At 70.2% G+C, this 14326-nt stretch carries 17 protein-coding genes; 10 read left to right on the top strand and 7 right to left on the bottom strand.

Features of this window, described 5'->3' with window-relative positions; genetic code table 11:
• Positions 1-3: 3 nt before the first annotated feature.
• Together D581_RS0124445 and D581_RS0124440 are read left to right on the top strand one after the other, a co-directional pair.
• On the top strand, positions 4-516 hold the full coding sequence (locus D581_RS0124445; protein ID WP_018959820.1) for a type III secretion system chaperone family protein: 513 nt from the start codon (positions 4-6) through the stop codon (positions 514-516).
• A 325-nt stretch (positions 517-841) separates the two neighbouring features.
• Positions 842-1651, top strand: coding sequence for a hypothetical protein (locus D581_RS0124440; protein ID WP_018959819.1), 810 nt, complete (start codon positions 842-844; stop codon positions 1649-1651).
• A gap of 61 nt (positions 1652-1712) precedes the next feature.
• Here the strand turns inward: D581_RS0124440 and D581_RS0124435 are convergent, their stop codons facing one another.
• The 3 genes from D581_RS0124435 to D581_RS0124425 form a co-directional block, all read right to left on the bottom strand.
• On the bottom strand, positions 1713-1955 hold the full coding sequence (locus D581_RS0124435; RefSeq protein ID WP_018959818.1) for a hypothetical protein: 243 nt from the start codon (positions 1953-1955) through the stop codon (positions 1713-1715).
• Complete coding sequence (locus tag D581_RS0124430) at positions 1952-2200, bottom strand: hypothetical protein (RefSeq protein WP_003968171.1); 249 nt, start codon at positions 2198-2200, stop codon at positions 1952-1954. The genes D581_RS0124435 and D581_RS0124430 overlap by 4 nt, the downstream gene beginning before the upstream one ends.
• A 124-nt stretch (positions 2201-2324) precedes the next feature.
• Positions 2325-2714, bottom strand: coding sequence for a YunG family protein (locus tag D581_RS0124425; protein ID WP_026290865.1), 390 nt, complete (start codon positions 2712-2714; stop codon positions 2325-2327).
• Between the two features lie 219 nt (positions 2715-2933).
• Between D581_RS0124425 and D581_RS0124420 the strand changes: the two genes are divergently transcribed.
• Together D581_RS0124420 and D581_RS0124415 are read left to right on the top strand one after the other, a co-directional pair.
• A complete protein-coding gene (locus tag D581_RS0124420; RefSeq protein WP_018959816.1) occupies positions 2934-3677 on the top strand; it encodes a class I SAM-dependent methyltransferase in 744 nt (247 codons plus the stop codon).
• Positions 3678-3774: 97 nt separating this feature from the next.
• Positions 3775-4419 carry a hypothetical protein gene (locus tag D581_RS0124415; RefSeq protein WP_018959815.1) on the top strand — a complete coding sequence of 215 codons (645 nt, stop codon included), beginning with the start codon at positions 3775-3777 and terminating at the stop codon, positions 4417-4419.
• A gap of 271 nt (positions 4420-4690) precedes the next feature.
• On the opposite strand, the gene D581_RS0124410 is transcribed toward D581_RS0124415, so the two are convergent.
• The gene (locus D581_RS0124410) at positions 4691-5452 is read right to left on the bottom strand and encodes a phosphoglyceromutase (RefSeq protein ID WP_018959814.1); all 762 of its coding nucleotides are present in this window, start codon (positions 5450-5452) and stop codon (positions 4691-4693) included.
• 206 nt (positions 5453-5658) lie between these two features.
• Here D581_RS0124410 and D581_RS0124405 point away from each other — a divergent pair, with 206 nt between their 5' ends.
• Positions 5659-6987 (top strand): MDR family MFS transporter, encoded by a 1329-nt coding sequence (locus D581_RS0124405; protein WP_018959813.1) that lies wholly within the window; start codon positions 5659-5661, stop codon positions 6985-6987.
• Positions 6988-7066: 79 nt separating this feature from the next.
• Here D581_RS0124405 and D581_RS1000000141690 read toward each other — a convergent pair whose 3' ends face one another.
• Both D581_RS1000000141690 and phoU read right to left on the bottom strand, forming a co-directional pair.
• A complete protein-coding gene (locus D581_RS1000000141690; RefSeq protein ID WP_199787829.1) occupies positions 7067-7216 on the bottom strand; it encodes a hypothetical protein in 150 nt (49 codons plus the stop codon).
• Between the two features lie 350 nt (positions 7217-7566).
• A complete protein-coding gene (phoU, locus tag D581_RS0124400; RefSeq protein WP_018959812.1) occupies positions 7567-8244 on the bottom strand; it encodes a phosphate signaling complex protein PhoU in 678 nt (225 codons plus the stop codon).
• A gap of 199 nt (positions 8245-8443) precedes the next feature.
• On the opposite strand from phoU, the gene phoR reads away from it, so the two are divergent.
• Entirely contained in the window at positions 8444-9706 is a 1263-nt protein-coding gene (gene phoR, locus D581_RS0124395) for a two-component system sensor histidine kinase PhoR (protein WP_018959811.1), read from the top strand.
• 5 nt (positions 9707-9711) lie between these two features.
• On the top strand, positions 9712-10383 hold the full coding sequence (gene phoP, locus D581_RS0124390; RefSeq protein ID WP_007446453.1) for a two-component system response regulator PhoP: 672 nt from the start codon (positions 9712-9714) through the stop codon (positions 10381-10383).
• Between the two features lie 123 nt (positions 10384-10506).
• On the opposite strand, the gene D581_RS0124385 is transcribed toward phoP, so the two are convergent.
• Positions 10507-11253, bottom strand: a complete 747-nt coding sequence (locus D581_RS0124385) for a hypothetical protein (RefSeq protein ID WP_018959810.1) — start codon at positions 11251-11253, stop codon at positions 10507-10509.
• Positions 11254-12041: 788 nt separating this feature from the next.
• Here D581_RS0124385 and D581_RS0124380 point away from each other — a divergent pair.
• The 3 genes from D581_RS0124380 (at position 12042) to ispF (ending at position 14216) form a co-directional block, all read left to right on the top strand.
• Positions 12042-12524 (top strand): CarD family transcriptional regulator, encoded by a 483-nt coding sequence (locus D581_RS0124380; protein ID WP_003953493.1) that lies wholly within the window; start codon positions 12042-12044, stop codon positions 12522-12524.
• Between the two features lie 374 nt (positions 12525-12898).
• Positions 12899-13666, top strand: coding sequence for a 2-C-methyl-D-erythritol 4-phosphate cytidylyltransferase (ispD, locus tag D581_RS0124375; RefSeq protein ID WP_032752950.1), 768 nt, complete (start codon positions 12899-12901; stop codon positions 13664-13666).
• Positions 13656-14216, top strand: coding sequence for a 2-C-methyl-D-erythritol 2,4-cyclodiphosphate synthase (ispF, locus tag D581_RS0124370; RefSeq protein ID WP_018959808.1), 561 nt, complete (start codon positions 13656-13658; stop codon positions 14214-14216). Before ispD ends, ispF begins: the two co-directional genes overlap by 11 nt.
• The last annotated feature ends 110 nt before the right edge of the window (positions 14217-14326 follow it).

The raw sequence follows: 14326 nt of genomic DNA, 5'->3' as shown, positions 1-14326 counted from the left end.
AGCATGGCTGACGTACCGGACGAAACCGCAGCGGCCCAGGTCATCGAGGCGACGCTGAACGATGCCGGGCTCGCATGGGAGAGCCCGGGGCGTGGCAACTACGTCGTGACGCTGCCCGGCACCCGCAAGCTGTCGACGACCTGTTCGCTGATCGTCGGAAAGCACTCCCTCTCCCTCAACGCGTTCGTCGTGCGGCACCCCGACGAGAACGACGCCGAGGTGCACCGCTGGCTGCTGGAGCGCAACCTCCGCCTGTTCGGAGTGAGTTACGCGATCGACTCGCTCGGCGACGTCTACCTGGTCGGCAAGCTGCCGCTGTCGGTGGTCACCCCCGATGAGCTGGACCGGCTGCTCGGCGTGGTCCTCGACGCGGCGGACGGGGCGTTCAACACCCTCCTGGAGCTCGGTTTCGCGAGCTCGATCCGCAAGGAGTACGCGTGGCGGGTGTCGCGCGGCGAGTCCACCCGGAATCTGGACGCGTTCAGCCATCTGACCCGGCGTCCGTCCGGCAGCTGACGGGCGCGTCCCTGAGGGCGTCGAGGGCGCGGGCGAGCGGCGGGTCCGCGACGTGGCCGGACATGAGGGCGACGCACTTTCGTACGGCAGGAGCGAGGTGCGCGGCGGGGCAGTACGGCGGGGTTGTACAGAGGAGCCACACAGTGCGTTCACAGGATGATCACGGCAGAATCACGATCGACGGTGGGTTCCCCTTGACCGGCCATCGTCCAGAGGTTCGATCGTAAAGTGTGGATCACTGCGACGGCCCGTCCCAGACGGAGTCGAAGTGCCGTACGGGAACAGGGCGGTTGCTCCCGAGCCGGAGATTGCAGGAAGTAGAACCATGCGCGCCACTGCCGTACGCCGTACCGCCCTCGCCGCCTCCGCGGCCGCCCTCACCCTGCTGGCCACCGCCTGCGGTGGCACGTCGGACGCCGACAAGAAGGACGGCAAGGACGACAAGAGCGCTGGGGGCGGGAGCAGTTCGGCCCCGAAGACCCCGGCCAAGGCGCTCACCGCCGCCGAGCTGGAGAAGGCCACCCTCGCCCAGGGCGACGTGCGGGGCCGCAAGGTCACCAAGGCAGGCCCGGCCGACGAGGTCCCGGCGGACGGCGTCAAGGTCGACAAGGAAGGCTGCCTGCCGGTCGCCCACGCCATGTTCGGTGTGGCGCAGAAGGGTTCGGTGGCCACCACGAAGCGCAAGGTGATCGACGAGCCGAAGACCGACGGCAAGAAGAAGTCGCTGGAGGACATGGCGGAAGGCGAAGCCGGGGAGGCGTTCAAGGACGCCTTCAACCTGACGTCCACCTTCCTCGCGCTGCACTCGTACGAGGGGACGGCGGGCCCTGACGCGTTCGCCGCGCTGAAGAAGGCCGCCGCGGACTGTGCGGGCGGCTTCACCGCCACGGTCGCGGGCACGCCGACGAAAGTCGCCTCGATCACCGAGGAGAAGGTCACCGGCGGCGACGAGGCCGCGGCCTGGACCGTCACCTCCGAGGACGAGGGCGACACCGCTCCGTTCAAGCTGGTGGCGCTGCGCAAGGAGGCCACCGTGGCGACGTTCTTCTCCTTCAACCTGGCCGCGGCGGGCGGCGACGCGAAGTTCGAGGTGCCGGCGGAGGTCGTGGCGGCGCAGGACAAGAAGCTCGCCTGACTCGCCTGACGTACGGTCCCCGCGCGGCGTTCCCTGCCCTTCCCGCCCGCCCCTCGGGTGGTCAGGGCAGGGGAACGAGGCGGACCACGGTGACGGTCAGGACGGACCGGGAGACGTAGTAGAGGACGATGGCACCGGAGACGGTCGCCTCACGCCGGTCCCGTTCGCTCTTGACGGCGGAGGACGCGTGGCCGTACGGCTCCTCGCCGAGCGTGCGGGCCATCTCGTCCCGGAAGGCCTCGCCGCCGCGCATCTTGGCCAGGGTGTCGTCGGCGGGCGGCGCGTAGGAGATACGGAAGCTCAAGCGACGCTCCGCCTCTCGGCCTCGTCCTGCGCCAGCCGGTCCAGGATCTTCTCGGCCTCGGGATCGGGGACGGCCTCCAGCATCCAGTGCCGCATGACGGCCTGAATCTCGTGCACCCCGGCTTCGTTGATCGCGAGATCGAACTCCTCGCGTCTCTCGTCGGGCAGCGCGGCCCGGATGTCCGGGATGCTGTTGGGCACCTCGACCTCGGCACCGCCGACGAAGGTCTTCAGAGACTCACCCATGATCGCTCTCCTCGATCTCCTTGCCCTGGAAGCACACGGACGGCATGGGCCCACCGTAGTGCGTACGAGGGGCACTTCGGCCGGTCGGGCGAGGTCACGGATCGGGCACGGACCGCCGTCGGCCTCAGTGCCGCCCGAGCCTCTCCGCGACCCGGTCGCGCAGGATCGCGTACTCCTCCTGAAGCCGCCGCCACTCGCTGACCGGCGGCCTGACGATGACGTCACCGCCCACGACGACCTCCTCCGGCCCGAACTGCTCCCGGGTCAGGTCGAGATCGACACCGGGGCCCAGACGGTTCCACCAGTGGAAGTCGGTGCGCACACCGTCGACGTGGACCTCGCCCCGGATCAGCTCCCCGCCGAGCAGGTCGTTGAGCACCATGGCGGTCACGCCGCACTGGTCCCGCGCCGGATTGTCCGGAGTCCAGCGGTCCCGGTACTCCGGGGTGCAGGTCTCGGCGCTCCAACTGTCGCGGATCGCCTGTTCGATGTCGGAGAGCAGGTAGGTCGCCATGATGACCATGGTGCCAAGGAGCACTGACAACCCGTCATCCTGGAGCCGTGGGCCGGCCCGGGCGGCATCGCCGGTGTGTTCGTCGTGGCGGCCGGTGATCGGCGTCCACGCCTGGAGGCGACGGCCGCGAGCACGCCGCGCGCAGCAGGGGCCGACCGCGACGGCGGCCGTACGAAATCGCGTCGACAGGGCCCTGGGCACCCGGCAGAGTGGTCGCCCGTGACGAGCAGCGAACTGTGGAGCCAAGAGACCGCCGACCGCTACGACGCCGAGGAGGCCCAGAACTCCTCGGCCACCGCCCTCGAACCGACCCTCGCTTTCCTCGCCGAACTCGCCGGAGGCGGCCGGGCCCTGGAGTTCGCCATCGGGACCGGTCGCGTGGGCGTGCCGCTCCGGGAGCGCGGCGTGCCGGTGGCGGGTATCGAACTGTCCGAACCGATGGCGGCGGTACTCCGCCGCAGGGTCGACGCGCACACCCTCCCGGTGACCATCGGGGACATGGCCACCACGGTCGTCCCCGGCGAGTTCGCCCTGGTCTACCTGGTCTACAACACCATCTCGAACCTCCTCACCCAGGACGAGCAGGTCGAGTGCTTCCGCAACGCGGCCCGCCACCTCGCGCCCGGCGGCCGGTTCGTCATCGAACTCGGCGTCCCGCCCCTGCGGTTCCTGCCACCGGGCCAGGTCGCGGTGCCGTTCGACGTGTCCGACCGGCATCTCGGCTTCGACACCTTCGACCTGGTCGAGCAGATCCTCGTCTCACACCACTTCACCCGCGACGGCGACGACGGCCGCTACCGCCGAGCCAACTCCCGACACCGGTACGCCTGGCCGGCGGAACTCGACCTGATGGCCCGCATCGCCGGGCTGGAGCTGGAGCAACGTGTGGCGGACTGGCACGGAGCACCGTTCACCGAGGACGCGGACCAGCACATCTCGGTCTGGCGCAAGCCGGCGGTCTGAGGCAGGGGAACCCCGTCTGAGATGATCGGGCTCACACCTGGGGGTTCTTGTGCGAAAGATATCGACCGCTGCGACAGCGGTCCTGGCGTGCCTGGTCATGGGCGTCGCGCTGACCGGCTGCACGGACGGCGGCACCTCGGAGGAACCCTCCGCCACCCAGCTGCTCGACGACGCGAACGCCGCGATGAGCGATCTGAAGTCGGTGACCATCGAGACGGCCACCAAGGTGACCGGAGGCGAGGACCGGTCCAGCCACCTGGTGACCGACCTCAAGGCCACATGCGCGTACAGGACGGCCTCGGCCTCGGGCGCCCGGCTCGACCAGATCCGGATCGACGGGTCGGACTACGTCCGCCCCAATCGGACCCACATGGAGGAGTCGGGCCGGAAGGTCGCGGGCAAGGGCGAGCAGAGACTGTGGATCAAAGACCTTTCCAGCGAGTCGAAACCGGACGCCGGACTGTCCGACTGCACGCACGAGTTCACCTCGTTCGGCAAGGCCACCAAGGGGGAGTCGTCAGAGATCAACGGGGTGCCGACGGTTCTGCTGAAGGTGATCGACAAGGAGACCAAGGGCGAATTCGGCTTCCACGTGGCCACCGAGGGCAAGCCGTACATCCTCAAGGTCGTCTACAAGGACGCCACGTTCGACAACACGGTGTCGTTCAGCGCCTTCGACGAGCCGTTGGACGTCCGTCCCCCGGACAAGGACGACGTCATCGACGTGAGCGGCACCGGCTGAACGACGGCACTTTGTAGAACTGGTGCAACCCCTGATCGTCCTTCCACGCGTCCAGCCGCAACCATCGCTTGCCCTGCGCTGCGGTGCGTGCAGACGCCCAATCCAGTAGCAGGCTGCCGTCCTGAGGCGGCCGGAGTGCCTGCCCGAGCGCCTCCGGGCCCGGTCCCGGCTGCTCGGCAATTCCCCCCGCTGAGGTCCCACACTGGGCCCAAGCCGTGAAGATGCCCCCGCCCCGCGGTGTATGCGCAGGTCGGGGGCATGATCAGTGAACCTACTTCTTCTTGCCCTGGTTCTTCACGGCCTCGATGGCGGCCTTCGCCGCATCCGGGTCCAGGTACGTGCCGCCCGGCTTCAGCGGCTTGAAGTCGGCGTCGAGCTCGTAGGAGAGCGGGATGCCGGTCGGGATGTTGAGGCCCGAGATCTCCTCGTCCGAGATGCCGTCCAGGTGCTTCACCAGACCGCGGAGGCTGTTGCCGTGCGCGGCGACCAGGACCGTGCGGCCCGTGAGGAGGTCCGGGACGATGCTGTCGAACCAGTACGGGAGCATGCGGACGACGACGTCCTTCAGGCACTCCGTGTCCGGGCGCAGCTCCGGCGGGAGCGTCGCGTAGCGCGGGTCGTCGAACTGGGAGTACTCGGCGTCGCGGTCCAGCGGCGGCGGCGGGGTGTCGTACGAGCGGCGCCACAGCATGAACTGCTCCTCGCCGAACTCGGCGAGCGTCTGCGCCTTGTCCTTGCCCTGGAGCGCGCCGTAGTGGCGCTCGTTCAGGCGCCAGGAGCGGCGGACCGGGATCCAGAGGCGGTCGGCGGACTCCAGGGCCAGCTGGGCGGTCCGGATCGCGCGGCGCTGGAGGGAGGTGTGCAGGACGTCGGGGAGCAGACCGGCGTCCTTGAGCAGCTCACCGCCGCGGACTGCTTCCTTCTCGCCCTTTTCGGTGAGGTTGACGTCCACCCAACCGGTGAACAGGTTCTTCGCGTTCCATTCGCTCTCGCCGTGGCGGAGGAGGATCAGCTTGTACGGTGCGTCGGCCATGAGTCCGAGCGTAATCGAACCCGTGCGGGCTCCGCGCGCCCGCCCGTAACGCGGACAGGGCCCGGGCCGGGAGGGCCCGACGGGCGGACGATTGACGGCGGGCGTCAATCCAGTGGCGGGCGGGGAGCTGGGGTTCGTAATGTCTCGGACGTTGTCGGGGGTGTTACCCGAGGCCTCGTTCCGTACGTCCCGTGGGGGGAATCCTTATGTCCGTCGCCGGTCTGCGCACAGCCGCCCGCGAGACCGTCTCCGGGATGCCCCGCGAGTTCTGGTGGCTGTGGACCAGCACCCTGGTCAACCGCCTCGGGGCGTTCGTCGCGACCTTCATGGCCCTGTACCTGACTCTGGACCGGGGCTACTCCGCTTCGTACGCCGGGCTCGTCGCCGCCCTCCACGGGCTCGGCGGGGTCATCTCGTCGCTCGGCGCCGGTGTGATGACCGACCGGCTCGGGCGGCGGCCCACCATGCTGATCGCCCAGGTCTCCACCGCGGTGTCGGTGGCGGTGCTCGGGTTCATGGTGCACCCCTTCGCCATCGCCGCCGTGGCGTTCTTCGTCGGTATGGCGAGCAACGCCTCCCGCCCCGCCGTCCAGGCGATGATGGCGGACATCGTGCCCCCGAAGGACCGGGTCCGGGCCTTCTCGCTCAACTACTGGGCCATCAACCTCGGCTTCGCGATCTCCTCCGCCGGGGCCGGCTTCATCGCCGAGTACAGCTACCTCGCCGGGTTCATCGGCGAGGCCGTGATGACGCTCGTGTGCGCCGTGCTCGTCTTCATGAAGGTGCCGGAGTCGCGGCCCGAGGAAGCGGTCGTGAAGACCGTCGGCGGCAAGCGGCCCAAGGACGAGGTGCGGCTGATCACCGTCCTGCGCGACGGGCGCTTCATGGGGGTCGTGGGGCTGTCGTTCCTGGTGTCGCTGATCTTCCAGCAGGGGTACGTGGGGCTGCCGGTGGCCATGGGCACGGACGGGCTCTCCAGCTCCGACTTCGGTACCGCCATGGCCGTCAACGGTGTGCTGATCGTGGTCCTCCAGATCCCCGTCACCCGCTTCATCCAGCACCGCGACCCGCGCCGGCTGCTGATCATCTCCTCGGTGCTCGCCGGGTACGGCTTCGGGCTGACGGCCTTCGCCGGGTCGGTCGCCGCGTACGCCCTGACGGTGTGCGTCTGGACCCTGGCCGAGATCGTGAACGCGCCCACCCAGACGGGCCTGGTCGTGCAGTTGTCGCCCGCCAAGGGCCGGGGCCGCTACCAGGGCGTGTACACGATGTCCTGGTCGGTGGCCGCGCTCGTCGCACCGCTGATGTCCGGCTTCGTGATCGACCACTACGGCGCAGCCTGGCTCTGGGCCGCCTGCGCCGTGATCGGCACGGTCGCCGGCCTCGGCTACTGGCTGCTGATGCGCAACCTGCCGCGGGAGGAGCACGCGGTGGTGGACGCCCTGCCCGAGCCCGCGCCCGTACCGGCCGAGGCCCGGCCGGACCTGGCCGAGCCGGAGGCCGCGCCCGCCGCCACGGTGGAGCGGGCGGGCTGATCCGGGCGGCCGGTGACGCGCACGGTGCCCGCCCGGAACAGCAGCCGGGCGGGCACCGTACGTTCGTAGGAGGCGCGGGTCAGCCGGAGCAGCCGCCGCACTGGCACGGGGCACCGGACTGGCAGCCGCACCCGCAGCCCGACCCGCAGCCGCAGGCGCCGAGCACGGTTCGGCGCACCACTTCGGTCGGGGTCTCCTGCTGGGGGTCGGTCGTGGGGGAATCGGCCATGGTTCCTCCTCAGGGCATACGGCTGGGCGGCGGACGCCGGTGCGCCGCCGCCGGGGACGTACGGCATGACCCACCGCTCACGGCCATGGCGTCGTCCGTCCCCGCCCCATTGCATGCCCACCCCCGCGGGCGCATCAACGGCGCACGTGTGCAGGAACATAAGTGCGACCCGCGTGCGCCGTCGTTCTCCAGTACGACAGCGGCTACCGGAGCTACCGGAGTTACCAGAATTACTGGGGGTACCGGCATTACTGGGGTTACCGGAACTGTCGGAGCGAGTTACCGGAGTTACCGGAGTTACTGGGGGTTGCTGCTGGAGCTGCCGCGACTACCGGCGGCCGAAGCTGCCGTCACGCGCCCTCGACCGGGGCCGCCGCCTGGATCTCGTCCGCGTGCTCGCCCGTCACCAGGTAGACGACGCGCTTGGCGACCGACACCGCGTGGTCGGCGAAGCGCTCGTAGTAGCGGCCCAGCAGCGTCACGTCGACGGCCGTCTCGATGCCGTGCTTCCAGCGGTCGTCCATCAGGTGCTGGAACAGGGTGCGGTGCAGCAGGTCCATCTCGTCGTCGTCCTGCTCCAGCTGGAGTGCCAGATCGACGTCCTTGGTGATGATGACCTCGGCCGCCTTGGCCATCAGGCGCTGGGCGAGCTGACCCATCTCCAGAATGGTGGCGTGCAGGTCGTTCGGGACCGCCGCCTGCGGAAAGCGCAGCCGGGCCAGCTTCGCCACGTGCTGGGCGAGGTCGCCCGAGCGCTCGAGGTCGGCGCTCATCCGCAGCGAGGTGACCACGATCCGCAGGTCGGTCGCCACCGGCTGCTGGCGGGCGAGGAGCGCGATGGCGCGGGCCTCCAGGTCGTGCTGGAGGTCGTCGACCTTCTGGTCGCCGGCGATCACGGTCTCCGCCAGCGCCAGGTCGGCGTCGAGCATGGACGTGGTCGCCCGCCCGATCGCCGAGCCGACCAGCCGGGCCATCTCGACCAGGCCCTCTCCGATCGAATCGAGTTCCTCGTGGTAAGCGTCGCGCATGGGAAGTCCCTCTCCAGTTCCAGACTGAGGCCGGGGTCTCGGACCGACCCCCACGGTTACACGGTGGGGCCGGAACGCGTCCGTATCCGTCCCCCCAAGTGAACCGGCTCCTACCCCTCGGTGAACTCTGGGCGACGAGTGTTCGAGATGGCACTCGGACGGCTGGGAGGGAGTCGTCGCACCCGCATAACCTTGAAGCATGGACGTGAACGCGGCGGTCGCCGCAGCTGCAGCGATCGCCGGGCTGTTGACCGGTGTGATCGCCATGCTGGCGTTCCGCTGGAGCGAACGCGACCTGAAACGGCCCACGCGTACGTCGCTGCGGCCGGACAACAACGCGCCCCTGCCCCCCGGGGTGGACACCGTCCTCTCCGTTCTCAGCTCCTCCGCCGTCGTCCTCGACGAGAGCGACGGCGTGGTGAAGGCCAGCTCGGCGGCGTACGCCCTGGGCCTGGTCAGAGGCGGCCGGCTGGCCGTCGAACCGATGCTCAACATGGCCAGGGACACCCGGCGGGACGGAGAGATACGGCAGGGCGAGCTGGACCTGCCCCGGCGCGGCACGGGCCGGGGGGACACCCTCGCGGTCTCCGCCCGGGTCGCCCCGCTGGGCTCGCGGCTGGTGCTGCTGCTGGTCGAGGACCTCACCGAGGCCCGCCGGATAGAAGCGGTACGGCGCGACTTCGTCGCCAACGTCAGCCACGAGCTGAAGACGCCGACCGGAGCGCTCTCCCTGCTCTCCGAAGCGGTCATGGACGCCTCCGACGACCCGGAGGCGGTGGAGCGGTTCGCCGGGCGGATGCAGATCGAGGCGACCCGGCTGACCAACCTCGTCCAGGAGCTCATCGACCTCTCCCGGGTGCAGAACGACGACCCGCTGGAGGACGCCGAGCCGGTCAAGGTGGAGACGCTGGTCGCCGAGGCGATCGACCGCTGCCGCCAGCAGGCCGGCTCGAAGCAGATCACCATGGCCTCCGCGGGAGCCGAGGGCCTCACGGTCTGGGGCAACCGCGGCCAGCTCGTCGGCGCGCTCGGCAATCTCGTCGAGAACGCCGTCAACTACAGCCCCGCCCACACCCGCGTCGGCATCGCCGCACGCCGCATCGCCTCACCGGGCGGGGACCTCATCGAGATAGCCGTCACCGACCAGGGGATCGGCATCTCCGAGAAGGACCGCGAACGGGTCTTCGAGCGGTTCTACCGCGTCGACCCGGCCCGCTCACGGGCCACCGGTGGCACCGGTCTCGGCCTCGCCATCGTCAAACACGTGGCCGCCTCGCACGGCGGGGAGGTCACCGTCTGGAGCTCCGAGGGACAGGGCTCCACCTTCACCCTCCGGCTGCCCGAATCGGGCGCCGCGAGGGAGCGCACCACCGGCGGACCGCTTATCGTCAACGGCGACGACGAGGGGCCGTACGAGACCGACACCTTTGACCCCTTCCCTGCCCCGGAGGCTCTTCCGTGACCCGAGTGCTTGTCGTCGAGGATGAGGAATCCTTCAGCGACGCCCTGTCCTACATGCTGCGCAAGGAAGGTTTCGAGGTCGCCATCGCGGCGACCGGCCCCGACGGGCTGGACGAGTTCGAGCGCAACGGCGCCGACCTGGTCCTGCTCGACCTGATGCTGCCCGGCCTGCCCGGCACCGAGGTGTGTCGCCAGCTCCGCAGCCGCTCCAACGTTCCGGTGATCATGGTCACCGCCAAGGACAGCGAGATCGACAAGGTCGTCGGGCTGGAAATAGGAGCCGACGACTACGTCACCAAGCCCTTCTCCTCCCGGGAGCTCGTCGCCCGCATCCGGGCCGTCCTGCGCCGCCGGGGGGAGCCGGAGGAGGTCACCCCCGCCGCCCTGGAGGCGGGCCCCGTCCGGATGGACGTGGACCGGCACGTGGTCACCGTCTCCGGCGGCAAGGTCGACCTTCCGCTCAAGGAGTTCGACCTGCTGGAGATGCTCCTGCGCAACGCGGGCCGGGTGCTGACCCGGATGCAGCTCATCGACCGGGTCTGGGGCGCGGACTACGTCGGCGACACCAAGACCCTCGACGTCCACGTGAAGCGCCTGCGCGCCAAGATCGAGCCCGACCCGGGCGCCCCGCGCTACCTCGTCACCGTGCGGGGCCTGGGGTACAAGTTCGAGCCGTAAACCGAAGGACGCGGTGGCCGACGCCGCCCGCGGTATGCCGAAGGGGCGCTTTCCGGCCGGGAAGCGCCCCTTCGGCGTGCTGTACGCCCGTTGCCGCGCTACTACGGGCGGAGCGGTTCCGCGTCAGTTCGCCGCGGGCACCGAGGCGGCGTCGCCCGTGCCCTGGGTGCCCGTCTCGCCCTGCGCGCCGGTCTCGCCCTGCGTGCCCGTCTCGCCCTGGGCGCCCTCGGTGCCGGCGCCGTTCTCCGGCGTGCCGGACGTCTCGCCCTCGGCCGCGCCGGGTGTGTCCCCCTCGCCGGACGCGTCGCCGGAAGCACTGCCCGACGGCGTCGGCTTCGGCGCGGGCGCCTCCGCCTTCGGGCTGGGGCCGAAGTCCTTGAAGAAGCCCTCGGCCGGGAAGACGCTGGCGCCGAGGCCGACATCGCCGGTCCGGCTGAGCTTGAAGACGACCTGCTGGACGTCGCCGTTGCGCGCCGCCTCGCCGCTGTTCTCGATCACGGCGGCGGCGTTGCCCTTGCCGCCGAGCGTGACCTGGCCGCCGGCCGGGACCACGACGGGGCCGTCGCCCTCGGCGGCCTGGAGCTTCACCTCGACGTCGCTGCCGGGCAGCGTGACCGACTCCAGCACCTCGCGCTCGGTGCCTTCGTTGAACAGCGTCGCGGCGACGACGGCGGGGCCGTCCGCGCCGCCCTCGGGCTGCGTGAGCACGTTCACGTTCTGGATCTTGATGTCGCCCACCGTGGTGGCCGGGTTGTCCGGCCTGACCTTGAGCGTCTCGGCGTGGTTGCCCGCCGCGCACGCGGACAGGGAGACGATCGAGATCACGGTGGCGGCGGCGGCGAGGGCGCCGTGTCGAAGGCTGCGGCTCACGGCGGCGGCAACTCCTTGAACGAGTCGGACTGCGGACTTCGGACGTCAGTCGTCGAGCGGTGGTGTGTCGAGCGGTGGTGTAAAGCCGCCCTAAGGGTGTGTCAGCGGCCTTAGGCTACCGAGCCGCCGCGCCCGCCCTGCACCCGACCCGCCCCTACGGCGCTCCGGCTCTTCCCCGGGGGCGGTGAGGGGCGTTCCTCGGGGAGGGCGAGAGGCGTCCCCCCGGGGGCGGCGAGGGGCGTCTCCCGGGGGCTGGTGAGGGATGTTCTCCAGGCGCGCCGAGGGGAGGGCCCGGGAGGCCTCGGACGTACGTCCTCCGAAGGGGCCGCGCGGTGTTCTACCGGCGGGTACGCCATGTGCCGTTCACATAATCCACGTGATCAATTCTTCTGCCCGCGTCGTGGCGTCGTGGTCGTTTCTTCGCCATTCCCAGCTTCGTGACGGAAAGGGGCCGGGCCTCATGTGGCTTGATCAATTTCATTGCGGTCGGACAGTTACGTCCGTACGGGTGAGCGATCACCGAACGGAGTAGGGAATGATGGGCATCTCGAAACCGACAAAACGGGACTTTCGTCCTCTTCTGTAGGGCTTCGGGGCTGTGTGGCGTGGCTGTTTCGCTCCGGGCGCGCAGTGGCTCCGACCTGCGAATACCGTCTTCCGGAACCCTTCCGCAGCACGTTCGTGTTGCTGTTGTCAAGCCCCGAGATATGCCCTGACCTGCGAAAACGCCATTCAGGAGATGCGGTTCTCGTGTTACTCTGGATAGCCACGGAAGGGGTACCTGTCACATGACGTTCAAGGTTGGCGACACCGTGGTCTATCCCCATCACGGGGCCGCGCTGATCGAGGCTATCGAAACTCGCCAGATCAAAGGCGTGGACAAGACCTACTTGGTGCTCAAGGTCGCCCAGGGCGACTTGACGGTTCGTGTGCCGGCGGACAATGCGGAGTTCGTGGGCGTGCGCGACGTGGTCGGGCAGGACGGGCTGGACCGGGTCTTCGAGGTGCTGCGCGCACCGTATGCAGAAGAGCCGACGAACTGGTCCCGGCGCTACAAGGCAAATCTCGAAAAGCTCGCCTCCGGCGATGTCATCAAGGTCGCCGAAGTAGTGCGTGACCTGTGGCGTCGGGAGCGCGAGCGCGGTCTCTCCGCAGGAGAGAAGCGCATGCTCGCCAAGGCCCGCCAGATCCTGGTGAGCGAGCTCGCTCTCGCGGAGAACACGAACGAGGACAAGGCCGAGGCTCTGCTCGACGAGGTCCTCGCGTCCTGAAAACTGGATTACTCCGGCTCGTGCGGCCGGAGCGCACCGGTTGTATGAATGTGCCGCGGTGCCCGCTGACCAGCCGTTTTCACGCTGTGTCGTCGGGCGCTGCGGCATGTTCGGACCCGCATCCCGCATCCGGTGCCCGACTGCCGGTAGCCCCGTGCCCGCGGTGTGATCCGCGTATGCGGTGGCCTTCGGTGAAGGACGGCCACCGTGCTGCGTGAGCATCCGACGCGACCTGCGCTCGACCGGGTGTCACGGAAGGGGCCCGGTGCGAGCCCAAGGCGTCACGCCCGGCTCGCTGGGGCCCCTACCCATGTCGGTCGTGGAAACAAACCTGCCGAACCTTCGGACCTTCTCGGACCTTCGGAGTGCAACCGATGTCATCGACGCCACCCCCGACCGACCGGCCGCGCCCTCCCCGTACCGCCGCGGTGATCCCCGCGGCCGGACGGGGCGTGCGGCTCGGGCCGGGCGCGCCCAAGGCCCTCCGGGCGCTCGGCGGGACGCCCATGCTGATCCACGCCATTCGCGCCATGGCCGCGTCCCGGGCCGTCTCCCTCGTCGTGGTCGTCGCCCCGCCGGACGGCGCGCCCGAGGTGAAGCACCTCCTCGACGAGCACGCGCTGCCCGAGCGCACCGACTATCTGGTGGTGCCGGGCGGTGAGACCCGCCAGGAGTCCGTCCGGCTGGGCCTCGACGCGCTGCCCGAGGACATCTCCGTCGTCCTGGTCCACGACGCCGCCCGCCCCCTGGTGCCGGTGGACACGGTCGACGCCGTCGCCTCGGCCGTACGGGACGGAGCGCCCGCCGTCGTTCCCGCGCTGCCCCTCGCGGACACCGTCAAGGAGGTGGAGCCCGCCCAGGCGCCCGGAGAGCCGGAGCCGGTGCTCGCCACCCCCGTGCGGGCCAGACTGCGCGCGGTGCAGACGCCGCAGGGCTTCGACCGGGACACGCTGGTCCGGGCCCACGCCGAGGTCGCGGTCGACGGCGAGGGCGCCACGGACGACGCGGGCATGGTGGAACGGCTCGGCGCGCCCGTGGTCGTCGTCCCCGGCCACGAGGAGGCGTTCAAGGTGACCCGGCCGCTCGATCTGGTGCTGGCCGAGGCGGTACTCGCCCGCAGGAGGGCCAACGATGGTTTCTGAGAACCCCGGCGCGGAAAGCCCCGGCGCGGGAGCCCCCGGCACGGGAAGCCCCGGCGCGGGAGCCCCCGCCCCCGTCATCCCGCTCGTCGGCATCGGCACCGACATCCACGCGTTCGAAGAGGGCCGCGAGCTGTGGTGCGCGGGCCTGAAGTGGGAGGGCGAGGGGCCAGGTCTGGCCGGTCACTCGGACGCCGACGTCGTCGCGCACGCCGCCTGCAACGCGCTCTTCTCGGCCGCCGGCCTCGGCGACCTCGGGCAGCACTTCGGCACCGGCCGCCCCGAATGGTCCGGGGCCGCGGGCGTCACGCTGCTCACCGAGGCCGCCCGGATCGTCCGCGCCGGGGGCTTCGAGATCGGGAACGTCGCCGTCCAGGTCGTCGGCGTCCGCCCGAAGATCGGCAAGCGGCGCGAGGAGGCGCAGAAGGTGCTGTCCGACGCCGTCGGCGCCCCGGTATCGCTCTCCGCCGCCACCTCCGACGGGCTCGGCTTCACCGGCCGCGGCGAGGGCATCGCCGGCATCGCGAGCGCCCTGGTCTACCGCACCGCCTGACACCCGGGCGGCACCCGGCCCGCCTCCTCCTGCACATCACTTGCACGTACGCTGAAGATGCAAGCGAAGTGCAGGAGGAGGCGGAAGTGGCACCGGTGACCAGCGCGACC

Source organism: Streptomyces sp. CNB091, assembly GCF_000377965.1.
This window is presented reverse-complemented; position numbering and strand designations above follow the sequence as displayed.

Excerpts from the sequence above, each read along its gene's own strand:
- D581_RS0124445 (WP_018959820.1), top strand. The coding sequence starts at position 4 with ATGGCTGACGTACCGGACGAAACCGCAGCGGCCCAGGTCATCGAGGCG.
- D581_RS0124440 (WP_018959819.1), top strand. The coding sequence starts at position 842 with ATGCGCGCCACTGCCGTACGCCGTACCGCCCTCGCCGCCTCCGCGGCC.
- D581_RS0124430 (WP_003968171.1), bottom strand. The coding sequence starts at position 2,200 with ATGGGTGAGTCTCTGAAGACCTTCGTCGGCGGTGCCGAGGTCGAGGTG.
- D581_RS0124425 (WP_026290865.1), bottom strand. The coding sequence starts at position 2,714 with ATGGCGACCTACCTGCTCTCCGACATCGAACAGGCGATCCGCGACAGT.
- D581_RS0124415 (WP_018959815.1), top strand. The coding sequence starts at position 3,775 with ATGGGCGTCGCGCTGACCGGCTGCACGGACGGCGGCACCTCGGAGGAA.
- D581_RS0124410 (WP_018959814.1), bottom strand. The coding sequence starts at position 5,452 with ATGGCCGACGCACCGTACAAGCTGATCCTCCTCCGCCACGGCGAGAGC.
- D581_RS0124405 (WP_018959813.1), top strand. The coding sequence starts at position 5,659 with ATGTCCGTCGCCGGTCTGCGCACAGCCGCCCGCGAGACCGTCTCCGGG.
- D581_RS1000000141690 (WP_199787829.1), bottom strand. The coding sequence starts at position 7,216 with ATGGCCGATTCCCCCACGACCGACCCCCAGCAGGAGACCCCGACCGAA.
- phoU (WP_018959812.1), bottom strand. The coding sequence starts at position 8,244 with ATGCGCGACGCTTACCACGAGGAACTCGATTCGATCGGAGAGGGCCTG.
- phoR (WP_018959811.1), top strand. The coding sequence starts at position 8,444 with ATGGACGTGAACGCGGCGGTCGCCGCAGCTGCAGCGATCGCCGGGCTG.
- D581_RS0124380 (WP_003953493.1), top strand. The coding sequence starts at position 12,042 with ATGACGTTCAAGGTTGGCGACACCGTGGTCTATCCCCATCACGGGGCC.
- ispD (WP_032752950.1), top strand. The coding sequence starts at position 12,899 with ATGTCATCGACGCCACCCCCGACCGACCGGCCGCGCCCTCCCCGTACC.
- ispF (WP_018959808.1), top strand. The coding sequence starts at position 13,656 with ATGGTTTCTGAGAACCCCGGCGCGGAAAGCCCCGGCGCGGGAGCCCCC.